This window comes from Sandaracinaceae bacterium, from assembly GCA_016706685.1.
GTDB lineage: Bacteria > Myxococcota_A > Polyangia > Polyangiales > Houyiibacteriaceae > JADJJE01.
In genome coordinates, this window is record JADJJE010000001.1 from 75,265 (window position 1) to 101,200 (window position 25,936).

Below are 25,936 nucleotides of genomic sequence, written 5' to 3' on the forward strand. Positions count from 1 at the left end.
CGAGGCGCGGAGCAGCCCCTGCGTCACGGCCGCTCGTGGGTTCATGCGCTTGATGATTCCGAGGAGCTTCGCGACGTGGGTCTCGTGCGATACGCTCACGCTGGATGGTCGGGGACTCGAGCAGCGGAGGCGTCGTGGAAATCGGAACTGGCAGCTGGAGCGCGGTCGAGACATCGGGCGGGAGTCGCCACGGCTTCGAGCGCCGCCTCCGCGAGGAGACCGGCAGGAGCGAGGCCCGTCCGAGGATGCCTGGCACGGCTGTCGCTCGGGTGGCGACCGCGGTGATCATGGCGCTCTGTGGGGGCTGGATCCCGGACCACGCTGCGGCGCTCTCCTGCAGTGAGCCGGCTCCCCTCCGAGTCGCGTTCGAACGCGCGACCGTGGTGGCCGAGGTCAGCCTGGTCGAAGTCGAACGTATGGCCGACAGCCCCCCCGACCCGGTCGGACAGTGGTCCCGCGTACGCTTCGAGCGAATATTCAAGGGGCCTCGCTGGCTTCACGAAGGCGAGCAAATCTGGATACCTGCCGACTGGTTCAACACCACGCCGTACCCAGCCGAGATGGAGGGACTGGAGCTGATGGTCATCTTCTACGACTTCCCGATCAGCCGGCGCTGGTACCGCCCCATCTGCGGCTATGGCTTTGCTGCATCATCGATCCCTGCGTACTTGCACGCCGCGAGACGGGAGCGTCGACGTCCGTGAGGCTATGGGCGGTCGGTTGTCTGCTCCTCGCGCTTGTGACTCCCGGGTGCCTCCACCCTACCACCGGGCGCTACGTGCCCCCGGACCCGTTCGCCGCACCCGTCGACCCGGCAGAAATCATCGCGCGTCAGCCTCTCCAGTGTCACCCCGAGATTACGGCCGAAGAGGTTTCAACCGACCTGCCGGACGGATCCTGCCCATTCGGGCGACGAAACGGAGAGTGCGTGACCGGATGCGCCGTGCACTTCGAGAGAGGTGACACGACCACGGGTGAGTGGCGCTTCGATGAAGGCGGCGAGCTCGTGTTCATGCGTCGTGAAGGCCCGCAACGTCGCGTCCGTCGAGAGTGGTACGCGCGGCGCCGCGATGCGAGTCTGGTCCTTATTCATGACGTGGCCCTATCGAGCGCGCCGGGAGAGCTCGGGGTCGGTCAGCCCGACGAAATCTTCGCAGATGAACACTGGGTCAGTCGGCTGGTGGTGGACGGCGACGATTGTCACCGACAACGCGTAGGGCGCCCTCGTGCCCTACGCGAGACGATCGAACTCGATGACGGCTTGCACGCCTCGACACGGAGCTGGCGGGACGGCCGTGTCGTCTACGTCTCGCGAAGGGAGCCCATCGATGATGAGCGCGTGATCCTGGTCGAACGTCGCGCCGATGGGCCCGCCACGTTCCTGGAGCTGGAGCAGCGTGTCCGATCGAACGACGGGGGCATGGAGGTTCGCACGTTCCTTCCATATGGAACGATCTATGTCGAGCGCGTCGACGCCCTCGCAGATGAAGTCGAGTTCTACAGGACCTACAACAGCAACGGGACCCCCGGCGCACGGGATAGTCGGCGTACCCGAACGCCCCTCGGAGAGGGGCGCAGCCGGGAAGAGACAGAGCATGGTTGTCGCGTGTCGACATCCTCGCCGCCGACCTTCCTCCGAATCGAGGACTGCAACGGTCGACTCCTCGCGGAAGTGGCTCGAACGCAAGAGGGACGGGCGCTCCAGATCCTCGAGCACTTCGGCGACTATTCGTCGCTTCTTCGTGTCGATCGGACTCCCGATGGAACAGCGAGACGCGTCGTGTTCGAGTACAACGGTGAGGTCGACGTTGATATCGTCGGGGAGTTCGACGCGGCGGGGCGACTCGTGTCGGAACGCGAAGTGGATGGCTGCCGCACACGCCAGTTGACACGCTCGTTCGACAGCGAGGGGCGGCTCACTCGCAGCGAGGTTACAGTCGCCTACGGCGGCGAGTGCGAAACAGAACCTGGTCGACAGGACGTCATGAACTTTCGCTACGAGGACTGTTCCGCCGACGTCAGGCGGCAAGTCTTCCCGGAGCACGAGTCGCTGCTCGAGCTCGACCAATGGTAGTCTGTCAGTGGCTCCGCAGGCTCGTCAGCGCCGACTGACGCCCGGCGGTGCCGACTACGCGGCGTGCGTGCCCACCAGGCGGAACTTGGAGAAGCCGAGCATGTCTCGAGAGCTCTCGCCCAACCCGATCGCCCGCGCTCGAGGGCGCCTCTTGGTCCGACTCCACACATCCAAGCCTTCATGGCCGGCGATGGTCAGCCTTCGGGTTGCGGGCGAACATCAGCACGGCCGCGAACCAGAACCCGCAGGCGACGAGGGCGTTCGTCGCAACGGATGAGAAGCTGGTGTGGTCCCCGCCTCCGCTGAGGGGCGCGACCTCCCCGGCCAGGATGTTCGCCGCGCCGACGCAGGAGGCCACAGCAAGAACCGCGGGGGGAATGGTCCACACGCTCCGCAAGTGAATCAGCGCGTTGATGAGCCCGAACAGCGCCAGCAAGAAGAGCGTGGTGCTCACCCACTCAATCCCGGTTTGGCGCGCCGCCGCCATGAGCGCGGCCACGGGCAAGCCCGCAATCAGGATGAACCAACCAATCACCACGCGCTGCGAGGTGTCCGCCTCGGCCCAGGTGATCGCGGACGGGGCGATCTTACGGCGCGGCTTCGTGACCGGCTGAAGCGGTTCAGGAGACCGCAGCACGGGGCTGCCCTCGAAGCGCACCGCTTCGAGGTCGTGCGCGCCGCCCCGATAGCCCCCCGCCGGGTCGGGCACCGCCCCGCCCACGTGCAGCACGTCCACGCGCTCGAGGTCGTAGCCGCGCACGCTCGTGGCAGGCAGCGGCAACGCAAACGAGGCGCGCAGGGCCGCATGCGGCACCTGGGCCAGCGCAGCGGCCAACGCCGGGGAGAGCACCTCGACGAGGCAGGTCGCCACCAGGCTTGGGCGTGGAGGCACCCCGAACGCCATCACCTGCTCCCGGACGACGGCGTCATCGCAGCGGGGGCGCAGCGTCAGGCGCAGCGTCACGTCCACGCGCAGGCCATCTGCGCTGAGAGCCGCGCCCACCCCGCTCGCGGCGGCGAGCACCGTGAACGAGGTGAGGTCCAGCTCGATCGCCGTGTGCAACCCAGGCCAAGCCAGCACGTGCCCGCGGGTGCGCACGGCACGCAGCTCGCCCGTGCGACGGGAGCGCACCACCAGCGCGGTGCCCGGCCGCACGATGCAGAGGCCCGTGACCCGCACGGGTTCGGGGTCTGGCTGCGGATCGAGCGCTTCGGGCGGCGGCGAGGCGGCCGGTTCCGGAGCGGGGGGCATCGCGCGCGCAGGCGCCGTGGCGAGGACGTCGCCGACCTCGCCCACGTCTTCCCCGAAGGCCACGACGATGCGAAAGCGCCCCACCGTGACCTCGTCACCCGAGCGCAGACGCGCCCGGACGACCTTCTGCTGGTTCAGGTAGGTGCCCAGAGCCGATGCGAGGTCGATCACCTGGCCCCCAACCGGTCCGTCGATCTCCACCACGGCGTGTATCCGCGAGAGGGTCGCGTCCTCGAGGCACAGGTCGACCTTGGCACCTTTGCCGATGGTCACCTGGGTTTGCGCGAAGACGGCGCGATGGACGAGCTGCTCTCCGTCGTAGACGTCGAACGACACGGGCGTCTCGGATCGCTTCGCGTGGGTCACGTCAGCAGAGGGTGCCTGAACTCACGCACGCGCACACCACCAGCCCGCAACCGCCCTCACTCGCAGTCGACCACATCGCAGCCCCCGCTGCGGCACAGCGGGCGAAAGGTCTCGATGTCCACGAGCACGTGCGCCTCCCGGCCGTCCTCGGGGAGCTCCACGCGCTCATCGCGCGTCATGAAGCAGCGTCTTCGACCCACCCCCGACGCGTGGTTCGTGTCGAGCCGCACCCGCACGTTCCCCACCGCCCCGAAGTCGGCGCTGAACCACCCCGCGCGGTCGGTCGTGACGGTCTGGTCACCCACGATGATGCGCAACCGCGACCCCGCAGCCCCGTCGATGCGCACGGCGCCGCGCAAACGGCCCACGGGTCGCGAGAAGGTCTGGCACAGGTGCTGAATGAGCAGCGACAGGTCGCCTTGGTGGGCCTCGTGTAGCGGTCCGGAGACCATTCGACGGCAGCGCGTGGCGCCGGACTGGGGGTCAGCACATAGATCTTGACGGCTGATGGCAGGCGAGTTTGCGGGTGGATGCGGCCCACGATCCACGCTCGGGCTGCCAGCGGTCTTGCCCACTCGTGCGTGCGCGCGTGCGGCACGCGCCCTGCTTTCATACCTAATTTTGTATTTGCCGTCATCCGGGTTGCCGATGGCGGTGTCCAAATTCGATGCTGAAGCGCGTGATGACCTCGCCGGTGGCCCACTCACGCACCTCCACTTCGCCGCCCGTGTCGATGGCCACCCCGAAGGCGCTCTCGCTCACGATGGGGAGCTGGGGGGACGTGAAGCGCCCGTGCAGCAGCCGGCCGCCCGTGTCGAAGACCCCGACCCAGGTGGGGCAGCGCGCCGAGGCCGCCGGCAAGCAGCGAACGGCGACCAGCACCCGACCGTCGCGCTGCGCCACCAACAAGGCCATCTGCGGAGCCTGGGCGCCGGGCACCGTGCCCACCCACGGCGCGAGCGACCACGCACGCTCGGACCCGCGGAGCACGAGGCCTCCCGGCGTTCGAACGACCTCCGGCGGCTGTGCGAATGAACGACCCTGGGGCCACCCCCGCCACCACCCACACACCAAATTACCAACAACACCAAACCCACCACACACATCGCCTGTCCGTCGCATGCCAGCATCAGTGTCGTGCACCGTCGCTTCGATCACCACCACGCGGCACCGAAAGCGATAAGGTTCGGACTTCATGAGCACCGCAGAGACGTTCGACCTCCTGGCCGACACCCTCGACCGCCGCTTCGCCGCGGGTGACCGGCGCACCGTGTTGGTGATGGGCGCCGGCTTCCACCACCACCTGCGAGCGCACCTGCCCAACACGGCCTCCGACCCCACCGGCGCGCTGTGGAAGCTGTTCACCGACTGGAACGGGCTGCTCAGCCGCATCGCCGAGGACTACGAGATCCCGGTCCTGCGCCACGAGGACCCCGCGGCCACCTGGGAGAGCCTGATCATCCGCATCTCCACCCAGAAGCGCGACGCGGCGGCGCGCAAGAGCGGGCTGCAGAGCGCCGTGCACGACTCCGAGGCAGACGCCCTGCGCGCGCTGGGTGCGCGGCTGGCCGTGCTGCCGTTCGACGAGACGCAGCTGGCGGGCCTGGGGGCCAAGCTGGTCGAGGGCTACCGCGACGTGGTGAACCTGAACATCGACCGCACCGTGCAGCTGGCGCTGGCCGCTGCGGGTGCGGAGGTGCAGGAGCCCCGCAGCTCCGAGGCGAAGGACGCGCTCACCGTGCCCAGCGCCACCTGGACGCATGGTGCGCGCAGCGGGCGTGTCTGGCAGCTGCACGGCTGTGCGTCGCGGCCCAAGCAGATCGTGCTCGGGACGCGCGCCTACGGCCGCAGCATGTCGCGCCTGAAGGAGCTGTGGGACCGCGCCAAGGCCGCCGAGCGCAAGTGGCCGCCCACGCCGGGCGAGGGCAAGTGGACGCCGCGGGTGGCCACGCGCTGGATTGAAGAGCGCCGCGCCATCCAGCCGTTCGACCCGGGCGGCGCGCCGCTCTCGTCGCTCGACCTGTTCCTGCAGAGCGACCTGGTGTTCGTGGGCACCAGCCTCGACCGCGCCGAGACGGACCTCTGGTGGGCCCTGCACCAGCGCATGCGCAACCTCTGCCGCGTGCGGGTCTCCGACCGTCCTCGCACGTTCGTGCTGTCGCTGCGCGTGGACGGGCCCGACCCGAAGACACGGCACCTGATGACGGGCCCGGCGGGCATCCGCCCCGTGCTGTTCGAGAGCTGGGACGAGATGTGGAGCACGGTCATCGGGCGCTGGTGGGTCTGAGCGCGGCGGCCGTTGTCCGAGCGCGCGCGCTTCGTGCGATGCTCTCGAGATGACCGCGCATCCCGCTCTGCCGCGCCTCGCCATGCTCGTATTCCTTGCCGGGTGCGGCCAAGACGGCCCTGCGGCGCCCGTTGCGCCTGCCCCGCCTGTTCCGCCGGCGGTGCCTGAGCCCGGAGCGGAGCGAGCCACCCGCCCACCGCCCGAAGCGCCGCCACGCACTGGCTATGCGCTCCACGAGTGGGGGCTCATCGGTGTCGAGGCGGGCAGCGCTTCGGCCGCCATGGGCACGGCTGTCACACGGGGCGCCGAGGCCGCCACCAACGACCGGGGACGCGCGCTACGGGAGGCGAACCAGCGTCTGCTCGAGGCGCTCACCGACCCGGCCGCCGACACGCTCGAACGGATCCGAGATGCGCCCCCTCACCAACAGGACGGTCTCGGCCAACTCCGCCCCGGCGCCACGGGCAAGCCCGTCATCTACCTCCATGTGCCGAGCGGCGCGCCCCCCGTGGACGTCACGCTCTCACTGGCTCTGTCCGCCACTCGCCTGCTCGAGCACTGGCCGCCCGCGACGGCCACCGAGGCCGCGCTCACCTGGAACGTGCACGCCGAGAGTGGCCCCTGCGCATCGCCCGCGGCCGCGCCGACACCCGCCGACGCCGCTTGCCGCGACGTGCGCGACGGCTTCTGCGAGGCGGCCGAGATCCCGCGCTACCACGGCGACGACGACACGTGCCTCACCGTGGGAGGGCAACAGACACCGCTCCTCTTCTATCGTGGCGAAGGCACCGACGGGTCGACCATGCCGTTGGCGCTCCGTCCACGGGCGGCGCCCGCAGACGGCTCCCAAGCGAGCGTCGACCCGGGCTGGGAAGTCGTGCGGCAAACCGACGTCGGGGTCGATGGCATCGTCATGCTGGTCCTGCGCTCGGACGGGCAGCCCAGCATCCACCTGCTGGAAAGGGCCCGACTACGCGATGCCGAACGATGGGATGGCGCCGACGCTGCCCGAGACCGCACGCGCGATGCTGCACGACGAGGCCGTGCGCCGTGGGCTCACGGAAGCGGAAGCCGACGCGTTCGTGGACGCCTGGGCGCCGGCCTACTTCGGCGAGGCCACGCGGCAGGGGCCCGTCGCCGCGGGTCGCGCGCCCGTCGCGCTCGCGGAGGCCGACCGTGCCCTCTTGTACTTCGCCCCGGAGGCGGTGGTGGACGCCGCGTTGCCGCTGACCCTCAGCCCGGCGCCCACCGTGCGGCATCGCGTGTTCCTGGTGCGCTTCGTGGACGCCGCATCGCGCGTGGATCGAGAGCTCGCGGGAGCACCGGGAGACCGCGCGCCCCGCATGGGTCAGGTGGGGGTCGGCGGAGGGCCGATGCCCGGCATGCGCCACCCCGCTGGGGCCCCCGACCGCGTCCGGTTGGGTGCGCCCACGGTGCAGGGGCCGCTCGACTCCGCCATCGTTCGCCGCGTGGTGACACGCAACCAGGCGCAGATCCTGCACTGCTACGAGCAGCTGCTGAACCGGCAACCCGAGGCGAGCGGCCGCGTGGTCGTCGCGTTCCTGATCACGCCGTCGGGCAGCGTCGCCAGCGCCTCGGTCAGCGAGAACGCCACGGGCGACGCGACGCTCGCGTCGTGCGTGGCGAACGCGGTCCGGCGCTGGTCCTATCCCGCTGCGGAGGCCGTGACCGCGGTGCACTTCCCCTTCCATCTCACGCTGCGCGATTGAGCCGACGCGGTATCCCGACCTGCTACCCTGCGGCCCATGCTCCATCTCCGCCGCTCGGCCCCCCGCGTCTCCCCGAACCTCGCGCTGCTGCTGGTCCTCGTGCTCGCCACGGCCTGCGGCGGGCTCATTCGCTACAACTCGGGTGAGACCACCCAGCAGGCGCGCGATGCTGCGGCCACCGAGACCGGGCTCAGCCTGTGCGACCCGCTCGACCTGCCGAACCTCGGCTTCGAAGAGCCGGTGCTGCCGGGCGAGATGCTCTACAACAGCTACGCCTCCGTGCGGGGCTGGCGCTCACCGCATGGCGACCTGCTCATCGGGCGCGGCAACCTGGGCCTCGATCACGTGCCCGACAACGCCGCCTACGGGGACCAGCACGGCATCCTGAAGCCGCGCCGTGCTGGCCAGGTGCGGGCGCAAGACAACACCGAGGTGGAGTACCCGCTCTCGCTCCGCGTGGGCCAGCGCTATGCGCTGGTGCTGAGCGCCATGTCGCCGGCCGCCGGAAGCACGGTGACGCTGAGCATGACCGGAGCTGACATCAGCCCGTACGAGTTCTCGGCGCCCGGTAGCTGGCGGCAACGCGTGGTGCCGTTCACGGCGCAGGCCGAGGCGGTAACGCTGCGCATCGTGACGGGGGAGCGCAGCGACGTGGGCGCGCTGGGCATGAGCCGCGGCGAGGTGGACATCCTGGTGGACGTCGCGGGCGTGTTCCCCATCTGCGACGCCGCCGCCACGGCCCCCTGAGCCGATCGAAACGATCGCCCGTCTCATCCGAGCCAAGTGGAGGCGACCGCCCATACCCACAACATCTAGTGGTGGTCACGATTGCCACTACTCGTCGTGGAGGATCAAGGTTGCAAACATGATCCCCCGATGGTACTCCGCCACTGGATCCCACACGATACGGGGCGCTCCGGCACTGGCCCGGAGGCGGTTTCGTGTCATCGCAGACGGGCCCACTTCCCGTGGGTTCGGGGGTCCCTCGGAGCAGCCCGTGAAGATCAAGAAGCTCGAAATCGTGGGGTTCAAGTCGTTTGTTGACCGCACGGTCATCAATTTCGACCATGACGTCACCGGCATCGTCGGGCCCAACGGGTGCGGCAAGTCCAACGTGGTGGACGCCATCAAGTGGGTGCAGGGCGAGCAGTCCGCCTCCCGCCTGCGTGGCAAGGCCATGGACGACGTCATCTTCAATGGCTGTGAGAGCCGCGGCCCCCATGGGTTCGCCGAGGTGTCGCTCACCTTCGCCAACGACGACGGCCTGGCTCCGGCGGAGTACCGCGAGTACGCCGAGATCAAGGTCACCCGGCGCCTCGATCGCTCGGGCAAGAGCGACTACCGCATCAATGGCGCCGCCGTGCGCCTGATGGACATCACCAACCTCTTCCTGGGCACCGGCGTGGGTCGCCGCGCTTACTCGATCATCGAGCAGGGGCGCATCGGCTACATCGTCTCCAGCAAGCCCGCAGACCGGCGCGCCATCATCGAAGAGGCGGCGGGCATCACCAAGTTCAAGATCCGCAAGCAGGCGGCCGAACGCAAGATGGACGCCACGCGGCAGAACCTGCTGCGTGTTTCCGACATCATCGGTGAGCTGGAGCGCAACCTGAAGTCGCTCGAGCGCCAAGCCCAAAAGGCCGAGCGTTACAAGAGCTACCGCGCCGAGCAGCGCGACCTCGAGCTGCACGTGGCCTCGTTCCGCTACCTGGAGCTGTTCGGCGAGCAGAAGGTGGTGGCCCACAGCCTGACCACCGCCAGCGACACGGCCGACGAAGTGCGCAACTCACTGCGCGTGCGTGAGGCCGAGATCGAGGCCCGCCGCGCCGAGCTGCAGTTGGTGTCGTCCGAGGTGGAAGAGGCCCAGCGCGAGTCGTACCGCCTGGACAACGAGGTGCGTGCCCTCGAGGGCGACATCAAGCAGCAGCGCGACCGGCTGGAGAGCTACCGCGAGCGCGAAGCCACTGCCGAGCGAGACCTCAGCGAGGTGACGCAGCAGCGCGATGGCTTGGCGGGCGAGCGCGACCACCTGGTGCGCGCCCTCGAAGAGGCCGAGTCCGCCGAGGAAGAGGCGTCCTCCGTTCTCGAGATCGAGACCGACGAGCTGCTGCGCCGTCGCACCGCCGTGGAGGAGGCCGAGCGCGCGGTCAACAACGCCCGCGCCCGAGTGACCGACGCGCAGACGCGCATCGCCCGTGCCGAGGCCGTGAGCGCCGGCTTCCAGCGCCGCAAGAACGAGGCCCACACGCGCCTCACCAAGCTGCGTGACGAGCGCGATGACCTGGCCGGCCGCGTGATGGAGCTGGCGCAGCAGCGCTCCGAGCTGGAAGCGCGCCTGGACGGCCTGCGCAGCGGGCGCATGCAGACCGCCGAGCGGAAGCAGCAGGTGGAAGAGGAGCTCGTGGCCCTGCGTGAAGAGCGTCTGGTCTGCGACGCCGACGTGGACCGCCTGCGCGAAGAGCTCACCACCAAGCGCTCACGGCTGCGCTCGCTCCAGGAGCTGCAGCAGCGCTTCGAGGGTGTGGGCGCCGGCGTGCGCGCGTTGATGACGCGCTTCGCCGAGAACGACGAAGAGCGCGCCGCGCGAGGCGTGCTGGGCCTGGTAGCCGACCGCGTGGAAGCCCCCGAGCAGTTCACGCGCGCGCTGGCCGCCGCCCTGGGCGACAAGCTCCAGCACATCGTGGTGGAGGGCGTGGACGCCGGGCTCTCGGCCATTGGCTTCTTGCGTGATGCCGGCAAGGGCCGCGCCGCGCTGGTGCCGCGCACCCCCCGCCGCAGCGGCCACAGCGCGGGTGTGGCACAAGGCAGCGGCGTGGTCGGGCGCCTCTCGGACCAGCTGCGCTTCGCCGAAGAAGACCGCGCGCTCATCGAGCACCTGCTGGGCGACGTCACGGTGATGGCCAGCTTCGACGAGGCCATCGCGCTGCACCGCCAGAACCCGGAGCACGGCCTGCTGGTCACGCTGGACGGCGAGCGCATCGAGGCCGACGGCACCATCATCGGCGGCGCGGAAGACGACTCCGGCGCGCACATGCTCTCCATGAAGCGCGAGATGCGTCAGCTGGAGGTGGAGGTGCGGGACCTCGACCAGCGCTGGGAGGCCCGCGTCGCCCGTCAGGGCGAGCTGCGCAGCGCCATCGCGCAGCGCCAGGCGGAAATCGACTCTGCGCGCACCGAGGCGCACGACGCCGAGATCGCCATCGTCTCCATCGAGAAGGACCTCCGCAACATCGAGGACCAGAGCGCGCGCTCCATGCGCCGCAACGAAGACGTGGCCGGCGAGGTGGAGGACCTGTCCTACAACCTCGAGCAGGCCGAAGACGAAGAGCGCGAGTCGCAGCGCGAAATCGAGAGCGCCCGCGAGACCGAGCTCGAGGCCGACCAGGCCTTCTCGGCGCAGGCCAACGTGCTGGAAGACCGCCGCTACGCGGTGGAGGAGCAGTCCTCGCGCGTAACCGAGGTGCGCGTGCGTGCTGCCCAGGCCAAGGAGCGCGCCGAGGGTGACCGCAACGCCCTCGACCGCGTGGAGCGTGGGCTCACGGAGCTGACGCACCGCGAAGAGCGCCTGCGCGCCGAGATCCTGGCGGCCGCGAGCAACCAGGGCCGCGTCATGGGCCTGCTCATGACCGCGCTCGAGGGCGTGAGCATCAGCAGCGAGCTGGCCATGCGCGCGCAGGAGGTGCTGTCCGAGGTGCGCGTGCGCTACGACGCGGCGCAAGACGAGATGGGCTACTACGAGGTCGAGCTCAAGGAGCTGCGGGCCCAGATCGAGGCCGTGGGTTCGTCCGTGAACGAGCTCAAGATCCGCCGCCGCGAGCTGGAGCTGGCCATCGGCCACCTGCTCGAGAGCGTCATGGAGCGCCACGAGATCAACCTGCCGAAGATCCTCACGGACTACCACGCGCGTGAGCTGCCGGACGCCACCATGCTGCTGCGCATCGACGAGCTGCAGAAGCTCATCTCGCGCATGGGCGAGATCAACCTCATGGCCATCGAGGAGTTCGAGGAGAAGAACGGCCGCTTCCAGTACATGGCGGGCCAGCGCGCAGACCTCGAGGACGCGCTCAGCCAGCTGGAGCGCGCCATCCGGCAGATGAACAAGCAGAGCCGCGAGATGTTCAAGGAGGCGTTCTTGGCCATCAACGAGCGCTTCAAGCGCATCTACCCGGAGATGTTCCGCGGCGGCAAGGCGGAGCTGAAGCTCACGGACCCGGACAACATCCTCGAGTCCGGCGTGGACATCATCGCGCAGCCCCCGGGCAAGCGTCTCGGCTCGCTCGAGCTCATGAGCGGCGGCGAGAAGGCCCTCACCGCGGTGGCCCTCATCTTCGCCATCTTCCAGTACAAGCCCAGCCCCTTCTGCATCCTGGACGAGGTGGACGCCCCGCTCGACGAAGCCAACATCAGCCGCTTCGCGCAGGCCATCCGGCAGATGACGGCGCGCTCGCAGTTCATCGTCATCACGCATAGCAAGCGCACCATGGAGTACACCGACGTGCTCTACGGCGTGACCATGGAGCAGGCGGGTATCTCGAAGCTGGTGGCCGTGGAGCTGCGCGGCGAGCGGAGCGGGTCGGTCGAGATTCCGGCAGCGGCTGTGGCCTGATGTCGCCCAGCCACCCGTACGCCAGCAAGGACTCCGCGCTCGTCATCCGGGAGTCCACGTCGGACTGGACGGCGGCCACGTTTGCGAACGTGATGATCACGATGATGTGGAAGCGCGGGACAGCGGAGCAGATGCGCGAGCTGAAGCGGATCCACGACGGGTGGTACCGGGCGCATCCGCAGGGGATCGCGACGTTCAACGTGGTGTTCCCGTCCACGCTCATCCCCCAGACCGACGCGCTCATGGTGGCGGCCGAGGCGCTCGACGTGATGCAGGCGCACCACCTGGCGTCCACCACGGTGATCCTGGGCGGCGGGTTCTGGGCAGCCACGGTGCGCAGCTTGCTGACCACCATGTTTGCGGCGTCGCGCAGCCGCGTGCCGCAGAAGGTGGTGGGCTCCATCGAGGAGGGTGTGCTGGTGCAGTCGCGCATCCTGGGCGCCAACGGCCCCGCGCGGGCGGCGTTCCTAGAGGTGTGCACCACGCTCACCGACGAGCACCGCGCGCGCCACGGGTAGCGCACTCCGCCCCCGGTGGACATCGCCGCCCTGGTGCCGTACATTTGCCGTACAGCCCTGATGACGACGCCACCAACACGCGCGCGCACTCGACGCCTCGAAGTGCGCACCACCGACGAAGAGCGCGCGAGCTCATCGACCGGGCGGTGTACGCGCTCGGCACCGACGTCTCCAGCTTCGTGGTGCGAGAGGTTGTCAGCGCGGCACGCGAGGTGCTGGCTGACCGCAATCAGTTCGTGCTGTCCGAAGAGGCGCGCGCGGAGTGGGAGCGCGTCAACCGGCGCGCCGCCAAGGACCTCCCGGGCCTGCGCCGGCTCATGCAGCGCCCTTCCCCGTTCTCCGACTGATGGTGCGCTATCGCTCTCCTGCCCCGCTGAGCGCGTCCCATCGCACGGAACGCTACGTGTGTCGCTCCGAAGAGCAGACCCATTGGCTGAAGCAGCGCGCACGACAGTCCACGAGCGCGAATTCGACGCGCGTGTTCGTGGTCACGGACCACGAGTCGGAGGACGTGCTCGCCTACTACGCCTGGTGCATGGCGAGCCTCGCGCTGCAGGACACGCCTGCGCGAGCGCGGCAGGGAGCTGGCCGGTATCCGCAACCGGTCGCGTTGCTGGCTCGACTCGGAGTTCACGTCGACCACGAAGGGCGCGGACTCGGGGCGGGCCTGCTCGCCGACAGCATCGCGCGCCTCGTGAGCCTCAGTGACGCCATCGGGTGTCGCGGCCTGCTCATCCACGCCGAGAGCCAGCAGGCGCGGGAGTTCTACCTGCACCTGGTGCCGGAGCTGATGCCGAGCCCGTCCGACGAGCTGCACCTCCTGCTCTTGATGAAGGACGCTCGCCGCACGCTCCTGGCGTGACGCCGCGAGTTGGCACGGCCTTGTCACGAGGTCGTCGCGGACGTCCCCGGCATCTGTCCCATGGTTCGCGGCATGGCACTCGCGTCTCGTCATCGCTCGACCATCCTCGTGATCCTGGGCGTGGGCCTGGTCACCACGGGCTCTCTCTATGCCTCCACGCGGGGGAGTCGGGAGAGAGCAACCCAGCCCGTGGCGCCCACGGCTGCAGCAACCCCAACGAGTGTGCTCCCCGAGGTGCCGCCGAGCGAGCGCCGCACGGTCACCGACGCGCGGATGCTCAACCTCGAGGCCTCCGTGCCGCCGCAGTGCTACACGCGCACCGAGGGGCAGCACAACCCTTGCTACACGTGCCACCAGGTGTACGACCGCAGCGCGCAGGACCGGCTCAACCAGCTGGATGACGGCAACCTGCAGGGCGAGTACGGCTTCTCCGAGGTGGGGGCAGAGAACCACTGGGAGAACCTCTTCGAGGACCGCCGCGCGTGGGTCGCTGCCGTGAGCGACGAGGCCATCCTCGCCTACGTGGGCAAAGACAACTACACGTCGCTCGCGGGCCGGCTCCGGGAGCAGGGCTTCGACGGCTTCGTGCCGGACCTCGCGGCCTTTGCAGACGGCGCCGCGGCGTTCGACGAGCGCGGGCTCGCGCGGGATGGCAGCCAGTGGGTGGCCTTCAACTACAAGCCCTTCCCGGGCACGTTCTGGCCCACCAACGGCTCTGCCGACGACGTGGTCATCCGCCTCCCGCGCGAGTTCCGTGAGAAGGACGGGCAGTTCCAGCGCGACCTCTACTACGTGAACCTCACGCTGGTGGAGCTGAACCTCAAGCGCCTCGAGCGCGCGCCCATCTGGCCGGTGGACGAGGCCGCGCTCGGGTTCGACGTGGACGGCGACGGCAGGCTCGCGACCGCCACCGAGGTCGCGCTCGCCACGCACTACGCAGGGGACGCGAGCGACGTTGCCCTAGCGTTCCAGCAGTTCCCCGCGGGCACCGAGCTGATGCACTCGGTGCGCTACCTCGATGTGGACGACGGCGGGCGCGTGGTGGCCTCGCCCCGCATGAAGGAGCTCCGCTACATGCGGAAGGTGAGCGTGTTGGACCGCAGCGAGATCGCGAACCGCTACGCCGCCGAGCGCCGCGAGAAGCTGCTGGGGGAGCTGCCGAGCTACATCCGGCGCGGTGACGAGGGCCTCGACAACGGCCTCGGGTGGTTCGTGCAGGGCTTCATCGAGGACTACGAGGGCGAGCTGCGCCCGCAGTCCCACGAGGAGACCAACTACTGCATGGGCTGCCACACCTCCATCGCCACCACGCTCGACAGCGTGTTCTCGATGGGGCGCAAGGTCACCGGGGGCCCTGGCTGGCGCTACGTGGACCTGGTGGGCATGCCCGACGCGCCGTCGATCGCGGAGCCGGGGGGAGAGATCGCCAACTACCTGGCGCGCGCCGGCGGCGGCAGCGAGTTCCGCGAGAACCTCGAGATGCTGCAGCGCTTCTTCGACGCCGCGGGGCAGGTGAACACCGCCGCCGTTGCCGCCGCGCCCGACGTCTACACGCTGGTCACGCCCTCGCGCCGGCGCGCGCTCGACCTCGACAAGGCCTACGTGCACATCGTTCGTCACCAGAGCTTCATCGTGGGCCGCGACGCCAGCATCGCCCCCGTCACGAACGTGCTTCGGACCGTGGACGACACCAGCGTGCCACTCGAGGAGGAGCGGCGCTTCTTCGGCTGGGACATCCGGCTGGACTGGACCGCCGCGCTCGGCGCCGCCGAGTGACGTGCACGTGACCGCGTGCGGCTCGCAGCGGGCTCCACGCGTCACGCGATGTTGCCGGGCGTGCACCAGAGTGTCGAAGCCCCGCCCGTTGGCTGTCACGAAGCGCTCGTATCCCTCCTCCCGACGCCGAGTGAGTCGGCATCCAACTTCGGAGGAGTGAAGACATGAAGCGAAACAAGATCCTGACCGTGTCGCTGCTGGCGCTGCTCGCCGGCTGCGCGGCAGACGGTGTGGACGGCATGAACGGCAGCAACGGTACCAACGGTACCGATGGCATGGATGGGATGGACGGCGACCCGGGTCAGAACGGTCAGCCGGGTCAGAACGGCACCAACGGCACCAACGGCACCGACGGTGAAGATGGCGATGACGGCCAGAACCTCACGGCCGCCCCCCGGCTCATCCGCCTCGCCACCACCCCGCTCGGCGCGGAGCTGACGGGCATGGAGAAGACCGACAACGGAGACTTCTTCTTCAACATCCAGCACCCCTCGAGCTCGCTCCCCGGCGCCGAGGCCAATGCGGCCGTGGGCGCGTGGGTGGGCGTGGACATCGACCACCTGGACCCGCGCATGGAGTCCCTGCCGGTGCCCGATGCCACCTCGGCATTTGCGCAGACCACGCAGGTGGCCCTCGGCACCTACCAGGTGCTCGGCCGCCACGGGGACACGTTCGCCGGCGCCCTGCCCTTCGGCTTCGGCAACATCCCGAGCGCAGACGGGACCGCGGGCATCATCCAGAGCAACGACCCCGACTTCAACGGCTTCGTCCCCACCAACTTCGATGGCACGGAGGGGTACCTCTTCACGGCGTGGGAAGACCGCCCGGGCGGCATGACGCGCCTGGCCGTCACGCGTGAGACGGACGGCTCGTGGACCGTGAGCAACGCCATCAACGTGGACTTCAGCGACGTGAACGGCACCATCATCAACTGCTTCGGCAGCGTCTCGCCCTGGGGCACGCCGCTCACCTCCGAAGAGAACTACGAGGCCGAGAACACGGTGCGCTGGAACGACGCCAGCTACAGCAGCGGCTACCCGAACTACGCCGACGTGCAGCGCATCCAGCAGTACCTGGGCGGCACGTTCCCCAACCCCTACGACTACGGATACATCGTGGAGATCACGGCGCCGACGTCGGCGACGCCCGTGCCGGTGAAGCACTTCGCCATGGGCCGCGTGGCGCACGAGAATCCCATCGTCATGCCCGACCGCCGCACCGTCTACCTGACCGATGACGGCAGCAACAAGGGCTTCTTCAAGTTCGTGGCCGACGTGGCCGGCGACCTGAGCGCGGGCACGCTGTACGCGGCGCGCGTCTGGCAGGACGCCACGCGTGACTCGGCGCGCGCCGGCTTCGACATCGAGTGGATTCGCCTGGGTCACGCCACCAACGCGGAGATCGAGGCCTGGATCCGCGAGTACGACGGTATCGACGCGGGCGACTTCATGGCCGGCCAGACCAGCTACATCACCGACGCCGAGGTGGCCGCCTGGGCCGCCGGCACCGCGCCCGACGACCGCGTGGCCTTCCTCGAGACGCTGCGCGCGGCTGGCGCCGTGGGCGCCTCGGTGGAGTTCAACAAGATGGAGGGCATCAACATCAACTACGCCGGCGCGGCGTCGGGCGCGGTCCCGTTCATGTACGTGGCGATGGCCGACGTGACCGGCGCCATGACCGACAACGTGGGTGACATCCGCATCACGACGAACCGCTGCGGCATCGTCTACCGCATCGGCCTGACCGCCACCTACGACGTGATCCGCATGGACCCCGTGGTGGTGGGCGGCGCGTACGACTCCGCGGCCATGCCGGACCGCTGCGACGTGGACGGCATCGCGCAGCCCGACAACGTCACCGTGCTGAACGACGGGCGCGTGCTGATCGGTGAGGACACGTCCAACCACGCCAACAACATGCTCTGGATCTACAACCCGCGCGGCGAGTGAACCGCAGCAGCTGAAGCACGAAGCGAGGCCGCGTGGTGAGCGTCGAGGACGACCACGCGGCCTTCGCGCGTCCGTCATGCCGCGTCGGGCCAGTACCACGCGGGCATGTCCAGCAGGCGCTGGCCCACCACCTCGGTCTGGCCCAGCGTCTTCTGGAGCGCGATGTGGCGAACGTCTTCCGCTTGATCGAGGGCGTGCATGAGGGCCGCCGAGTGCGTGATGACCCAGAGCTGCGAGCGCTCCGCCGCGCGCCGGATGAGGCGCCCGAGCGCAGGGATGAGGTCCGGGTGCAGGCTGGTCTCGGGCTCGTTCAGCACCATGACCTCGGGCGGGCGCGGGGTGAGCAGGGCCACCACCCACAAGATGTAGCGCAGCGTTCCGTCGCTGAGCTCGGCGCCGGACAGCGCCCGCAAGAGGCCGTGCTGCGTGAACGAGAGCCCGAAGAGCCCGTCCCCCAGCGTGTCGGCCCGCAGCACCGCGCCCGGGAACGCGTCGCCGATGGTGTCGCGCAGGGCGTCCACGTCGCCCACCTCCTCGATGGTGCGCAGGGCCGCCGCGACGTCGCGTCCGTCGTGGTGCATGACCGGAGTGCGGGTGCCTAGCTGCGGCTGACGCGCCGGGGCCCCGCGGTCCGTGCGGAAGTGGTCATAGAAGCGGAAGCGCTGGATGCGATCACGCAGGTGGAAGACCTCGGGCGTGGCGCTCGGGTCGGCCACGTGCGCGAACAGGCTGTCGTACGTGGGCACGGGCTCGGGCACCACGGCCCACGTGCGCCCCTGGCGGTGCTTCACGATGGGCCCCTCACGGTCCACCAGCGCGGCCGCGCGCCGGTAGTAGGGCCCGGCCCAGATGCACTCGCGCTTGATCTCGGGATCGCGCCCGAACCAAGACGAGTCCCCCGGCCCCTGCGGCGGCAGCCCCAGCGAGATGCTGTACCCGAAGTCGTCGCCCGCGAAGCCCAGCCGCAAGCGCTGCACCTTCTGGCGCACCGCCCTCTCCACCGGCACGGCACCCGTCTTCATGCCGGCAGAGACCACCTCGGGCCCCGCCCAGAACGACGAGTCGAGGCCCCCCTCCCGCGCCAGCGCGCCCACCACGCCGCCGCCGGACGCCGTCTGCGCCAGCAGCCGCAGCGCGCGGTACAGGTTGGACTTGCCGGCGCCGTTGGGCCCCGAGACCACGTTCAGCGCGCCGAGCCCCACGACGAGCTCGAGGATGGAGCGGTAGTTGGAGATGGCCAGCGTGTGGAGCATCCCGGGACGATACGCCGCCCGTGTGACGGACCACGCTTGGCAGTGGGTACCCTGATGGGCTAGCCCGGAATGTAGCCCCCACCGGGCGAGGTTGTTGCCGGGCTCGCGAGACACGAAGGACGACCGTGTAGATGAGGCGAAGCGAAGTGAACAGGCTCTTTCGTACGTGCGGAGTGCGCCGAGGGCGCCCACTGGGGTTCGCCCTAGCGCTGCTCTGCGCGTGCGGTCCCGCGCCCACTCCCGCACGACCGGTGTCACTGCCTGCTGGGGGAGAGCCTTCGGTGTCCGCCGCCGCCGCGACTGACACCGAAGAGCCGGCCCCCAACCCACCGGTGCCGCCGACGCCGCCAACGCCGCCGGCGCGCCCGGTCAGCCACTTGGCGCTGCGCTGGCGGCTCCCCAGCGCCGCCCCCGTCGCGCGGGTCGGGACACAGCTCGTGGTGTATCGCCGCCATCCGTGGAACAACCTGGAAGCCTTGAGCCCGACGAGCGGGTTGCTGGAGCAAGCCCTCCCCTGGGCTGACGCGAGGCTCCACCGAAATTGGCACGACGGTTGGGGACCTCGACCCCGCGCGATGGGCGAGCTGTTGCTCTTGACGGAGGTCGCGCCGGCGAGCCACGCGGTTCACAGCGCGTACACCGTTCTCGGCGAGCGGGCCTGGAGTCGCGATGCTGCGAGGATCACCCTAGCTGTGCTCGACGCGGGCGCGGGGCTGTTCTCGGTCGGACCGGGGTGGTCTCACACCGGCACGGGATCGCTGGCACGCGTCGACATCGCCACGGGCAGCACGCTATGGACGCAGCAGCTCCCAACGGGCTGGTTGGAAGTCCGCGCCGCGGTGAGGGGTCTCGTGCTCGCGTTCTCGTGGGTCAGCGACGATGCTGCTTCGACCACGCTCTTCGCGCTGGACGCTGCAAACGGGAGCGTCCGTTGGAGCGTGTCGCTGCCCGTCGCCTACCGTTCCGGGCGGGCGCTGGACGCCAACGAAGCCGGGGTGCTCGTGAGCGGCGCGACCGGCGTGTGGGAGCTCGACCCGGACTCGGGCGCCATCCGCTGGGCCGCGTCGCAGGAGCTGCCTCCCAGCACCCAGCCGTCCGCGGTGCTGGCCCAGGGCGTGGCCATCGTGCGTGCGCCTGACGGATCCGTGGTCGCCCTCGAGCGCGTGACCGGCGCACCGGCACGCTGGCAGCGCACGGACCTCCGACTCCACCGCACGAGCGAGCTCATTCGCCACGGTGAGCTCGTGTTCTGCGACACGGAGCGGGGAGAGCTGCACGTGTTGGACCCTGCCTCGGGCGCGAGCCTCTGGAGCTATTCGGGCGTGTGGGGCTCCATGGTGTACGCAGCGGGCGAGGACCCCGAGCTCTTCGTCTGCGTGGGACCGGACCTGCTCGCGTTCGGACGAGACGCGGGCGCGCCAGCACAGCACACGCTGGTCGTCACGGGGCGGCTCCGGGTGAACGGCCGCCCAGCGCGCGGCGTCGAAGTGCAGCTCGGCTCTGCGACGGGCCTCACCGACCGCCAAGGGCGCTTTCGGCTGGAGTCACGCGTCCCCGGTCACCTCAGGTTCAACGCAGACGAGGGCGCTCTCGCGGAGATGGCACCCCGGCGACCGTGCCTGGAGGCGGGCAGCACACAACAGTACTTCGACAACGACGGCACCATGACCTCGGAAGCGGTCGACCTGAACCTGACAGCGACCCCTGTCGGATGGTGCGGGGAGTGCGACTGCCGCTGACCTCCTCGATGAGCGCCTCGGAATAGAGCGCAGCCGTGCGCGCGTACGCCCCGCGATGAGCCTGACGCTCCCGCGCCCCCGTTCCGTCGCAAGGTCTTCCACCTGCCTCTGCCTCGCGGCGGTCTCCGCGTGGATGACGCTGGCCCCACGCGTCGAGGCCCAGACGGAGCGCTATCGCGTGCTCCCCCACGCGCCGGGCGAGAGCGAGTTCCGCTTGGCCACGGCGAACGCGCGTTGGATCGTCCTCGAGCGGGATCGCGACATGAGTCACCAGGAGCTGCTCGTACTGCGAACGGCCGACGGGCAGGAAGTGTTGCGCACCATGGGCATGATCCTCCCTGCCGACACGAGACGCTCCGTGTCGCGGAGCTGGGAGCTGACGATGCGGCCGTACCTCTCGGGCGACCGACTGCTGACCTTTCGAGCCGACGTCGGGCTCGTCGCGCTCGACCTCCCGAGCGGACGCGAGCTGTGGCGCGTGGCTCTCCCCTCTCACTACTTCCTGACCGAGACGCTGCTCGTGACCGAGACCCACGTCGCCTGGGCGGACCCCGAGGGCAGCCTGCGCGTGTTCGACGCGGCGACGGGACGCGAGCTCTACACGGTGCCCGTACGGCACGCGGTGGGGGGTGGCCGCCTCGCGCTGGGGCCAGACGGGCGCGCCACCGTGCTGACATGGGACTGGGAGGTGGTGACGTTCAGCGCCGCGGGGGTGGAGCAGTCGCGGGTCGCGCTGCGGCCCGACTACGGTGTGACCAGCGTCCAGTTGAGCGGCGACCTGGCCGTGGTGCTCGGGTCCGTACTGCACGTGGTGGATGTCCGGGCTGGCGCGCTGATCATCGAGTCGGAAGCCACGGTCCGCGACGAGCGGTTGACGGGCGGGTTCGTGGGAGACCTGCTGGTCCTGGCATCGGCCTCAGGCATGTCAGCGGTCGATCCACGGACGCTGACCCCGCGCTGGCGGTCACACGAAGTGGGGTGGTTGTCGGCCATCACCAACGGGCACCTCGGCATTGCGGGCGCAAATGGCCTGGTGACGTGGCTCGATGCTCGCACCGGGGCAACGCGCCAGCGCATGAGCGTGGGCGAGCCCATCCACAGGGTGCGCTACCACGGACGCCCCAGCTGGGTGGCTGTGGAGGGACCTCCCGCTAGCGCGGACGAGTCGGCCCGTCTCCTCGTCCTCGCGCGGGACGCAGAAGCCGGCTTCATCGCCTTCGACGCGATCACCCGGCAGGCTCCCCCACGAACGCGCGTCACGGGTGTCGTGCGCGTCAACGGCCGCCCTCGCCGCGGCGTCCTGGTGGCGGTGGGAGACCGAACCGTGCGCACCGGGGAGCGCGGACGCTTCGTCGCTCACGTCGCGCTCGCAGGCGTGCTCCGCGTGAGCGTCCCCGAAGAGGAACTGCAGCGTCGGACGGGGCTGCCGTGCGCAAGCGAGGTCCACGCCGTGGTTGCACGTGGCGCGGAGGCGGGGCGGCCGTCCGCGCGCACGGTCATGGCGCCGAGCATCGTCCTCGACGCAATCGTCCAAGACTTCGAGTGCGACGCTGCCTGCAGGTGCGACTGATTACCCGTGGCGCCGGCGTGACACGCTCCAGCGATGGCTCACCCCGGCACGTACAAGCTGGACCGCGCCATGCGGATCAGCTCCCGCACGTGGCGCTCGCGCGTGGTGCCGCGCTTCGGGTCGTTGGGCAGCAGCACGTCCAGGCTGTCCACGATGGCCACGCCGCCCACCACCATGTTGATGACCTGCACCGCATAGGCCTGCGGGTCGATGTTGGACTGCACCAGGCCCTTGTCGCGCGCGCGCGCCAGCTGGTCGGCCACCACCTCCACCCAGGGGCGCACGAAGCGGCCCAGGCGCTCGTTCATTTCCGATGGGCGGTCGAGCGACTCACGCACGATCAAGCGCGCACGGTCCGGGTCCTCGAGGAAGAAGCCAACCAGTGACTCCATGACCTTCTCGAAGCGCTCTTCCCGCGCGGCTGCCAAGAGCAGGCGCGGCAGCTCCTGGTTCCAGTGGTCCAGCATCTGGTCCAGCACGCAGCGGCGCAGCTCGTCCTTGCTGGGAAAGTGGTAGAGCAGGCTGGGCTTCCGGATGCCCACGGCCTCCGCGATGCTCTGCACCGAGGTGCCATCGAAGCCGTGCGCCGCGAACAAGCGCGTGGCGGCCTTCAGGATCTCGTCGCGGACTTCCAGCATGGGGGGACACCTACCGTTCGGTCGGTGGCTCTCTACCATGCGGTAGACGCCGCGCCAACCGGGATCCACTCGGGAACCGCTGCTATAGAGCCGACATGTCGCTCGACCTCCCGCACGTGTTCCGCCTGATCGACGCCGCGAACCACGAGGACCCGGCCACCGAAGACGTGGACGGCCAGCCCCAGCCGAAGGAATGGCTGTATGGGGTGCGCATGAGCGCGCGCCTCGCGCTGTTTCGCCCGGACGCCAGCGAGGCCCTCCAGATCGCCTGCCGCGCGCAGCACCTCGGGCGCTTCAAGACGCCGCGCACGGACTATCCGGACGGACGCGAGGGCTACCTGACCTGGCGGCGCGACCAGGCGCGGCTGCACGCAGAGCGGCTGGCCGCGATCCTGCGCGAGTGCGGCGCAGACGACACGCTGATCGAGCGCTGCGCGTTCCTGGTGCAGAAGAAGCGCCTGCGTCAGGACGACGAGACGCAGGCCCTCGAGGACGTGGCGTGTCTGGTGTTCCTGGAACACTACGCGCTCGAGTTCGCGGGCCAGCACCCCGAGCCCAAGATCATCGACATCGTGCAGAAGACTTGGGCCAAGATGAGCGAAGACGGACACGCTGCGGCGCTGGCACTCACGCTCCACCCCGGAGTCACCGCCGTCGTGCAGAAGGCGCTGGCCTGAGCCAAGCCCATCCACCGAATCCGCCATCGGGTTGCCGTCAGTCCGTGGGGTTCGGCTCCACCACGATGCGCTTCGGCGGGATGGAGTACGTGAGCTGCGCGTGCGCCACCGGCCGCTCGTCGCCCTCGCTGTGGAGCATGACGTCGCCCACGCACAGCGCGCGGCCCAGCTTGAGCAGCCGCGCCTCGGCGATGAGCGCCGCCTGCGCCGGCCGCCGCAGGAAGTTGATGTTGAGGTTGGTCGTGACGGCCAACGCCTCCTCGCCCAGCTGCGCCAGCAGCAGGTAGTAGAAGACCGTGTCCACCAGCGTCATCTGGGTGGGCCCGCTGATGGTGCCGCCCGGCCGCAGGAAGCGCGCGTCGTAGGCCAGGCGCGCGCGGAGAAAGCCGGGCTCGATGTCCAGGATCTCGGTGCCGAACTTGCGCGCCTGCGTGAAGTGCTTGTCGAGGAAGGCCTCGATGTCGTGCTTGGTCCAGACGGGGGCGGGGAAGTGGTCGCGGGGGCTCATCGCGCGGGAGCGTAGCAGGCAGCGGGGCGGAGGCTGGCCGCCGGCATTGGGGCCGGCCGAGACCGAGTGATAGGCTGCGCCCCGTGAAGAGCCGCTACACCGACACCGACGCTGCCGAGTTCATCGCGCGCTACGCGCACACCCCGGGCTGCAACGAGGACATCGCCCTGCGCGTGTACACCTCGCGCCTGCTGGGCAGCGACGGCGCGCTGGTGCTGCACGGCGGGGGCAACACCTCCGTGAAGACCCTGCTGCGCGACGACACCGGCGCCCTGGTGGACGTGCTGTGCGTCAAGGGCAGCGGCTGGGATCTCGACACGCTCGAGCCGCGCGGGCTGCCCGCCGTGCGCATGGACTCGCTCGTGCGCCTGCGAGAGCGCGACGCGCTGAGCGACGAAGACATGGTCAACGCGCAGCGCACCCGGCTGCTGGACGCGAGCGCGCCGAACCCCTCGGTGGAGACGCTGCTGCACGCCTTCCTGCCGGCCACGTTCATCGACCACTCGCACGCCGACGCGGTGCTGGCCCTCGCCAACCAGCCGAACTCGGCCGAACTGTGCCGCGAGGTGTTCGGCGACACGCTCGCCATCGTGCCCTACGTGATGCCCGGCTTCGCGCTGGCGAAGCTGGCCGCCCAGGTGGCCGCCGCGCACCCGAGCGCCCACGGGCTCGTGTTGCTCAACCACGGCCTCTTCACCTATGGCGCCACCGCGCAAGAGAGCTACGAGCGGCACATCGCCGCGGTGGACAAGGCCGAGCGCTTCATCGCCACGCGCGTGGCCGCGCTGGGGGACAACGTGGCCCGCAAGGTGCCGAAGCCGCTCGACTACGCGTGGCTGGCACCCATCCTGCGGGGCGAGCTGTCGGGCCCCGGGGCAGCGCCGCGCTTCGTGTTGGCGCGCCGCACCTCGCCTGCCATCGAGAGCCTGCTGTCGCGCGGGGACCTCGAAGACCTGGCCACGCGGGGTGTGCCGACTCCGGACCACATCATTCGCACCAAGAACACGCCGCTGGTGCTGCGCCTCTCGGCCGACATGGACGAGGCCGCGGTGCGCGCGACGTTGCGGGCGGCGCTCGAGGAGTACCGCAAGCGCTACCGCGAGTACGTGGCGCGTGAGTCCAATGCCAAGCAGCGCACGGTGAAGGCCCTCGACCCGGACCCGCGTGTGTTCCTGATCCCCGGCGTGGGCGTCGTGACCGCAGGCGCCACCCTCACTGCGGCGCGGATCGCGGGCGACCTGTACGAGCACACGGCGGGCATCCTCGAGAACGCCGAGGCGCTGGGGCACTACCAGCCGCTCCCTGAGCACGAGTTGTTCGACATGGAGTACTGGTCGCTCGAGCAGGCCAAGCTGGGCAAGGCGGCCGGGCGCCCGCTCGACGCGCGCGTGGTGTTCATCACCGGCGCGGCCAGTGGCATCGGCGCGGCCTGCGCACGGCGCTTCCAGAGCCTGGGCGCCAACGTGTTCCTCACCGACCGAGACGCCAGCGCGCTGGCCACCCTGGCCAGCACGCTCCGCGTCCCGCACGCAGCCTGCGACGTCACCGACGCCACCGCCGTGCAGACCGCGCTCGAGGCATGCATCCACGCGTTCGGCGGCGTGGACGTGGTGGTCAGCAACGCGGGCGTCGCGCCGCAGGGCCGCATGCACGAGGTGGCGCTGGACACGCTGCGCGGAAGCTTCGAGGTGAACTTCTTCGCCCACCAGCACGTGGCCGCTGCCGCCACGCGCGTGATGCGCCGCCAGCAGCTGGGCGGGGCGCTGCTCTTCAACGCCAGCAAGGCCGCGTTCAATCCGGGCCCCGACTTCGGGCCCTATGCCATCCCCAAGGCCGCCGTGGTGGCGCTCATGAAGCAGTACGCGCTCGAGAACGGCGACGCGGGCATCCGCAGCAACGCCGTGAACGCCGACCGCGTGCGCACCGGGTTGCTGCCCAGAGGCTTCGTGGCCGAGCGAGCCGCGGCCCGTGGCCTCTCCGAGGACGCCTACTTCGTGAGCAACCTGCTGGGCGCCGAGGTGCGCGCCGAGGACGTGGCCCAGGTCTTCACGGACCTGGCGTTGGCCGAGCGCACCACCGGCTGCGTGGTCACGGTGGACGGCGGCAACATCGCCGCCGCCCCGCGCTAGCG

At 69.9% G+C, this 25,936-nt stretch carries 20 protein-coding genes and 1 pseudogene; 15 read left to right on the forward strand and 6 right to left on the reverse strand.

Annotated features, from left to right (window positions below):
- Nucleotides 1-134 precede the first annotated feature (134 nt).
- Nucleotides 135-704 (forward strand): hypothetical protein, encoded by a 570-nt coding sequence (locus tag IPI43_00325; protein MBK7772575.1) that lies wholly within the window; start codon nt 135-137, stop codon nt 702-704.
- 74 nt (nt 705-778) lie between these two features.
- Complete coding sequence (locus IPI43_00330) at nt 779-2,074, forward strand: hypothetical protein (protein ID MBK7772576.1); 1,296 nt, start codon at nt 779-781, stop codon at nt 2,072-2,074.
- A 178-nt stretch (nt 2,075-2,252) separates the two neighbouring features.
- Here IPI43_00330 and IPI43_00335 read toward each other — a convergent pair whose 3' ends face one another.
- The 3 genes from IPI43_00335 to IPI43_00345 all read right to left on the reverse strand — a co-directional run bounded on the left by IPI43_00335 (nt 2,253) and on the right by IPI43_00345 (nt 4,682).
- Nucleotides 2,253-3,692: an FHA domain-containing protein gene (locus tag IPI43_00335; GenBank protein MBK7772577.1), complete on the reverse strand. Its 1,440-nt coding sequence runs from the start codon at nt 3,690-3,692 to the stop codon at nt 2,253-2,255.
- Between the two features lie 56 nt (nt 3,693-3,748).
- Complete coding sequence (locus tag IPI43_00340) at nt 3,749-4,144, reverse strand: hypothetical protein (GenBank protein MBK7772578.1); 396 nt, start codon at nt 4,142-4,144, stop codon at nt 3,749-3,751.
- A 181-nt stretch (nt 4,145-4,325) separates the two neighbouring features.
- Complete coding sequence (locus tag IPI43_00345; GenBank protein MBK7772579.1) at nt 4,326-4,682, reverse strand: hypothetical protein; 357 nt, start codon at nt 4,680-4,682, stop codon at nt 4,326-4,328.
- A gap of 205 nt (nt 4,683-4,887) precedes the next feature.
- Between IPI43_00345 and IPI43_00350 the strand changes: the two genes are divergently transcribed.
- The 9 genes and pseudogenes from IPI43_00350 (at nt 4,888) to IPI43_00390 (ending at nt 17,420) form a co-directional block, all read left to right on the forward strand.
- Nucleotides 4,888-5,979 (forward strand): SIR2 family protein, encoded by a 1,092-nt coding sequence (locus tag IPI43_00350; GenBank protein MBK7772580.1) that lies wholly within the window; start codon nt 4,888-4,890, stop codon nt 5,977-5,979.
- Between the two features lie 977 nt (nt 5,980-6,956).
- Nucleotides 6,957-7,709, forward strand: a complete 753-nt coding sequence (locus tag IPI43_00355; protein ID MBK7772581.1) for a TonB family protein — start codon at nt 6,957-6,959, stop codon at nt 7,707-7,709.
- Between the two features lie 36 nt (nt 7,710-7,745).
- Nucleotides 7,746-8,456, forward strand: coding sequence for a hypothetical protein (locus IPI43_00360; GenBank protein MBK7772582.1), 711 nt, complete (start codon nt 7,746-7,748; stop codon nt 8,454-8,456).
- A 250-nt stretch (nt 8,457-8,706) separates the two neighbouring features.
- Entirely contained in the window at nt 8,707-12,315 is a 3,609-nt protein-coding gene (smc, locus tag IPI43_00365; GenBank protein ID MBK7772583.1) for a chromosome segregation protein SMC, read from the forward strand.
- Nucleotides 12,315-12,833: a hypothetical protein gene (locus tag IPI43_00370; GenBank protein ID MBK7772584.1), complete on the forward strand. Its 519-nt coding sequence runs from the start codon at nt 12,315-12,317 to the stop codon at nt 12,831-12,833. The genes smc and IPI43_00370 overlap by 1 nt, the downstream gene beginning before the upstream one ends.
- 60 nt (nt 12,834-12,893) lie before the next feature.
- Nucleotides 12,894-13,180: pseudogene (locus tag IPI43_00375) on the forward strand (DUF1778 domain-containing protein).
- Nucleotides 13,180-13,695: an N-acetyltransferase gene (locus IPI43_00380; GenBank protein ID MBK7772585.1), complete on the forward strand. Its 516-nt coding sequence runs from the start codon at nt 13,180-13,182 to the stop codon at nt 13,693-13,695. The pseudogene IPI43_00375 and the gene IPI43_00380 overlap by 1 nt, the downstream one beginning before the upstream one ends.
- Before the next feature lie 72 nt (nt 13,696-13,767).
- Entirely contained in the window at nt 13,768-15,471 is a 1,704-nt protein-coding gene (locus IPI43_00385; GenBank protein ID MBK7772586.1) for a hypothetical protein, read from the forward strand.
- A gap of 164 nt (nt 15,472-15,635) precedes the next feature.
- Nucleotides 15,636-17,420, forward strand: a complete 1,785-nt coding sequence (locus tag IPI43_00390) for a DUF839 domain-containing protein (protein MBK7772587.1) — start codon at nt 15,636-15,638, stop codon at nt 17,418-17,420.
- 74 nt (nt 17,421-17,494) lie between these two features.
- On the opposite strand, the gene IPI43_00395 is transcribed toward IPI43_00390, so the two are convergent.
- Entirely contained in the window at nt 17,495-18,673 is a 1,179-nt protein-coding gene (locus IPI43_00395; protein ID MBK7772588.1) for an AAA family ATPase, read from the reverse strand.
- Nucleotides 18,674-19,365: 692 nt separating this feature from the next.
- On the opposite strand from IPI43_00395, the gene IPI43_00400 reads away from it, so the two are divergent.
- Together IPI43_00400 and IPI43_00405 are read left to right on the forward strand one after the other, a co-directional pair.
- Nucleotides 19,366-20,412: a PQQ-binding-like beta-propeller repeat protein gene (locus IPI43_00400; GenBank protein MBK7772589.1), complete on the forward strand. Its 1,047-nt coding sequence runs from the start codon at nt 19,366-19,368 to the stop codon at nt 20,410-20,412.
- 55 nt (nt 20,413-20,467) lie between these two features.
- A complete protein-coding gene (locus IPI43_00405; GenBank protein ID MBK7772590.1) occupies nt 20,468-21,982 on the forward strand; it encodes a PQQ-like beta-propeller repeat protein in 1,515 nt (504 codons plus the stop codon).
- A gap of 38 nt (nt 21,983-22,020) precedes the next feature.
- Here IPI43_00405 and IPI43_00410 read toward each other — a convergent pair whose 3' ends face one another.
- Entirely contained in the window at nt 22,021-22,620 is a 600-nt protein-coding gene (locus IPI43_00410) for a TetR/AcrR family transcriptional regulator (protein ID MBK7772591.1), read from the reverse strand.
- 95 nt (nt 22,621-22,715) lie between these two features.
- On the opposite strand from IPI43_00410, the gene IPI43_00415 reads away from it, so the two are divergent.
- Complete coding sequence (locus IPI43_00415; GenBank protein ID MBK7772592.1) at nt 22,716-23,297, forward strand: DUF4202 domain-containing protein; 582 nt, start codon at nt 22,716-22,718, stop codon at nt 23,295-23,297.
- A 37-nt stretch (nt 23,298-23,334) separates the two neighbouring features.
- On the opposite strand, the gene IPI43_00420 is transcribed toward IPI43_00415, so the two are convergent.
- Nucleotides 23,335-23,805, reverse strand: a complete 471-nt coding sequence (locus IPI43_00420) for a PaaI family thioesterase (protein MBK7772593.1) — start codon at nt 23,803-23,805, stop codon at nt 23,335-23,337.
- Between the two features lie 83 nt (nt 23,806-23,888).
- Between IPI43_00420 and IPI43_00425 the strand changes: the two genes are divergently transcribed.
- On the forward strand, nt 23,889-25,934 hold the full coding sequence (locus IPI43_00425) for a bifunctional aldolase/short-chain dehydrogenase (protein ID MBK7772594.1): 2,046 nt from the start codon (nt 23,889-23,891) through the stop codon (nt 25,932-25,934).
- The last annotated feature ends 2 nt before the right edge of the window (nt 25,935-25,936 follow it).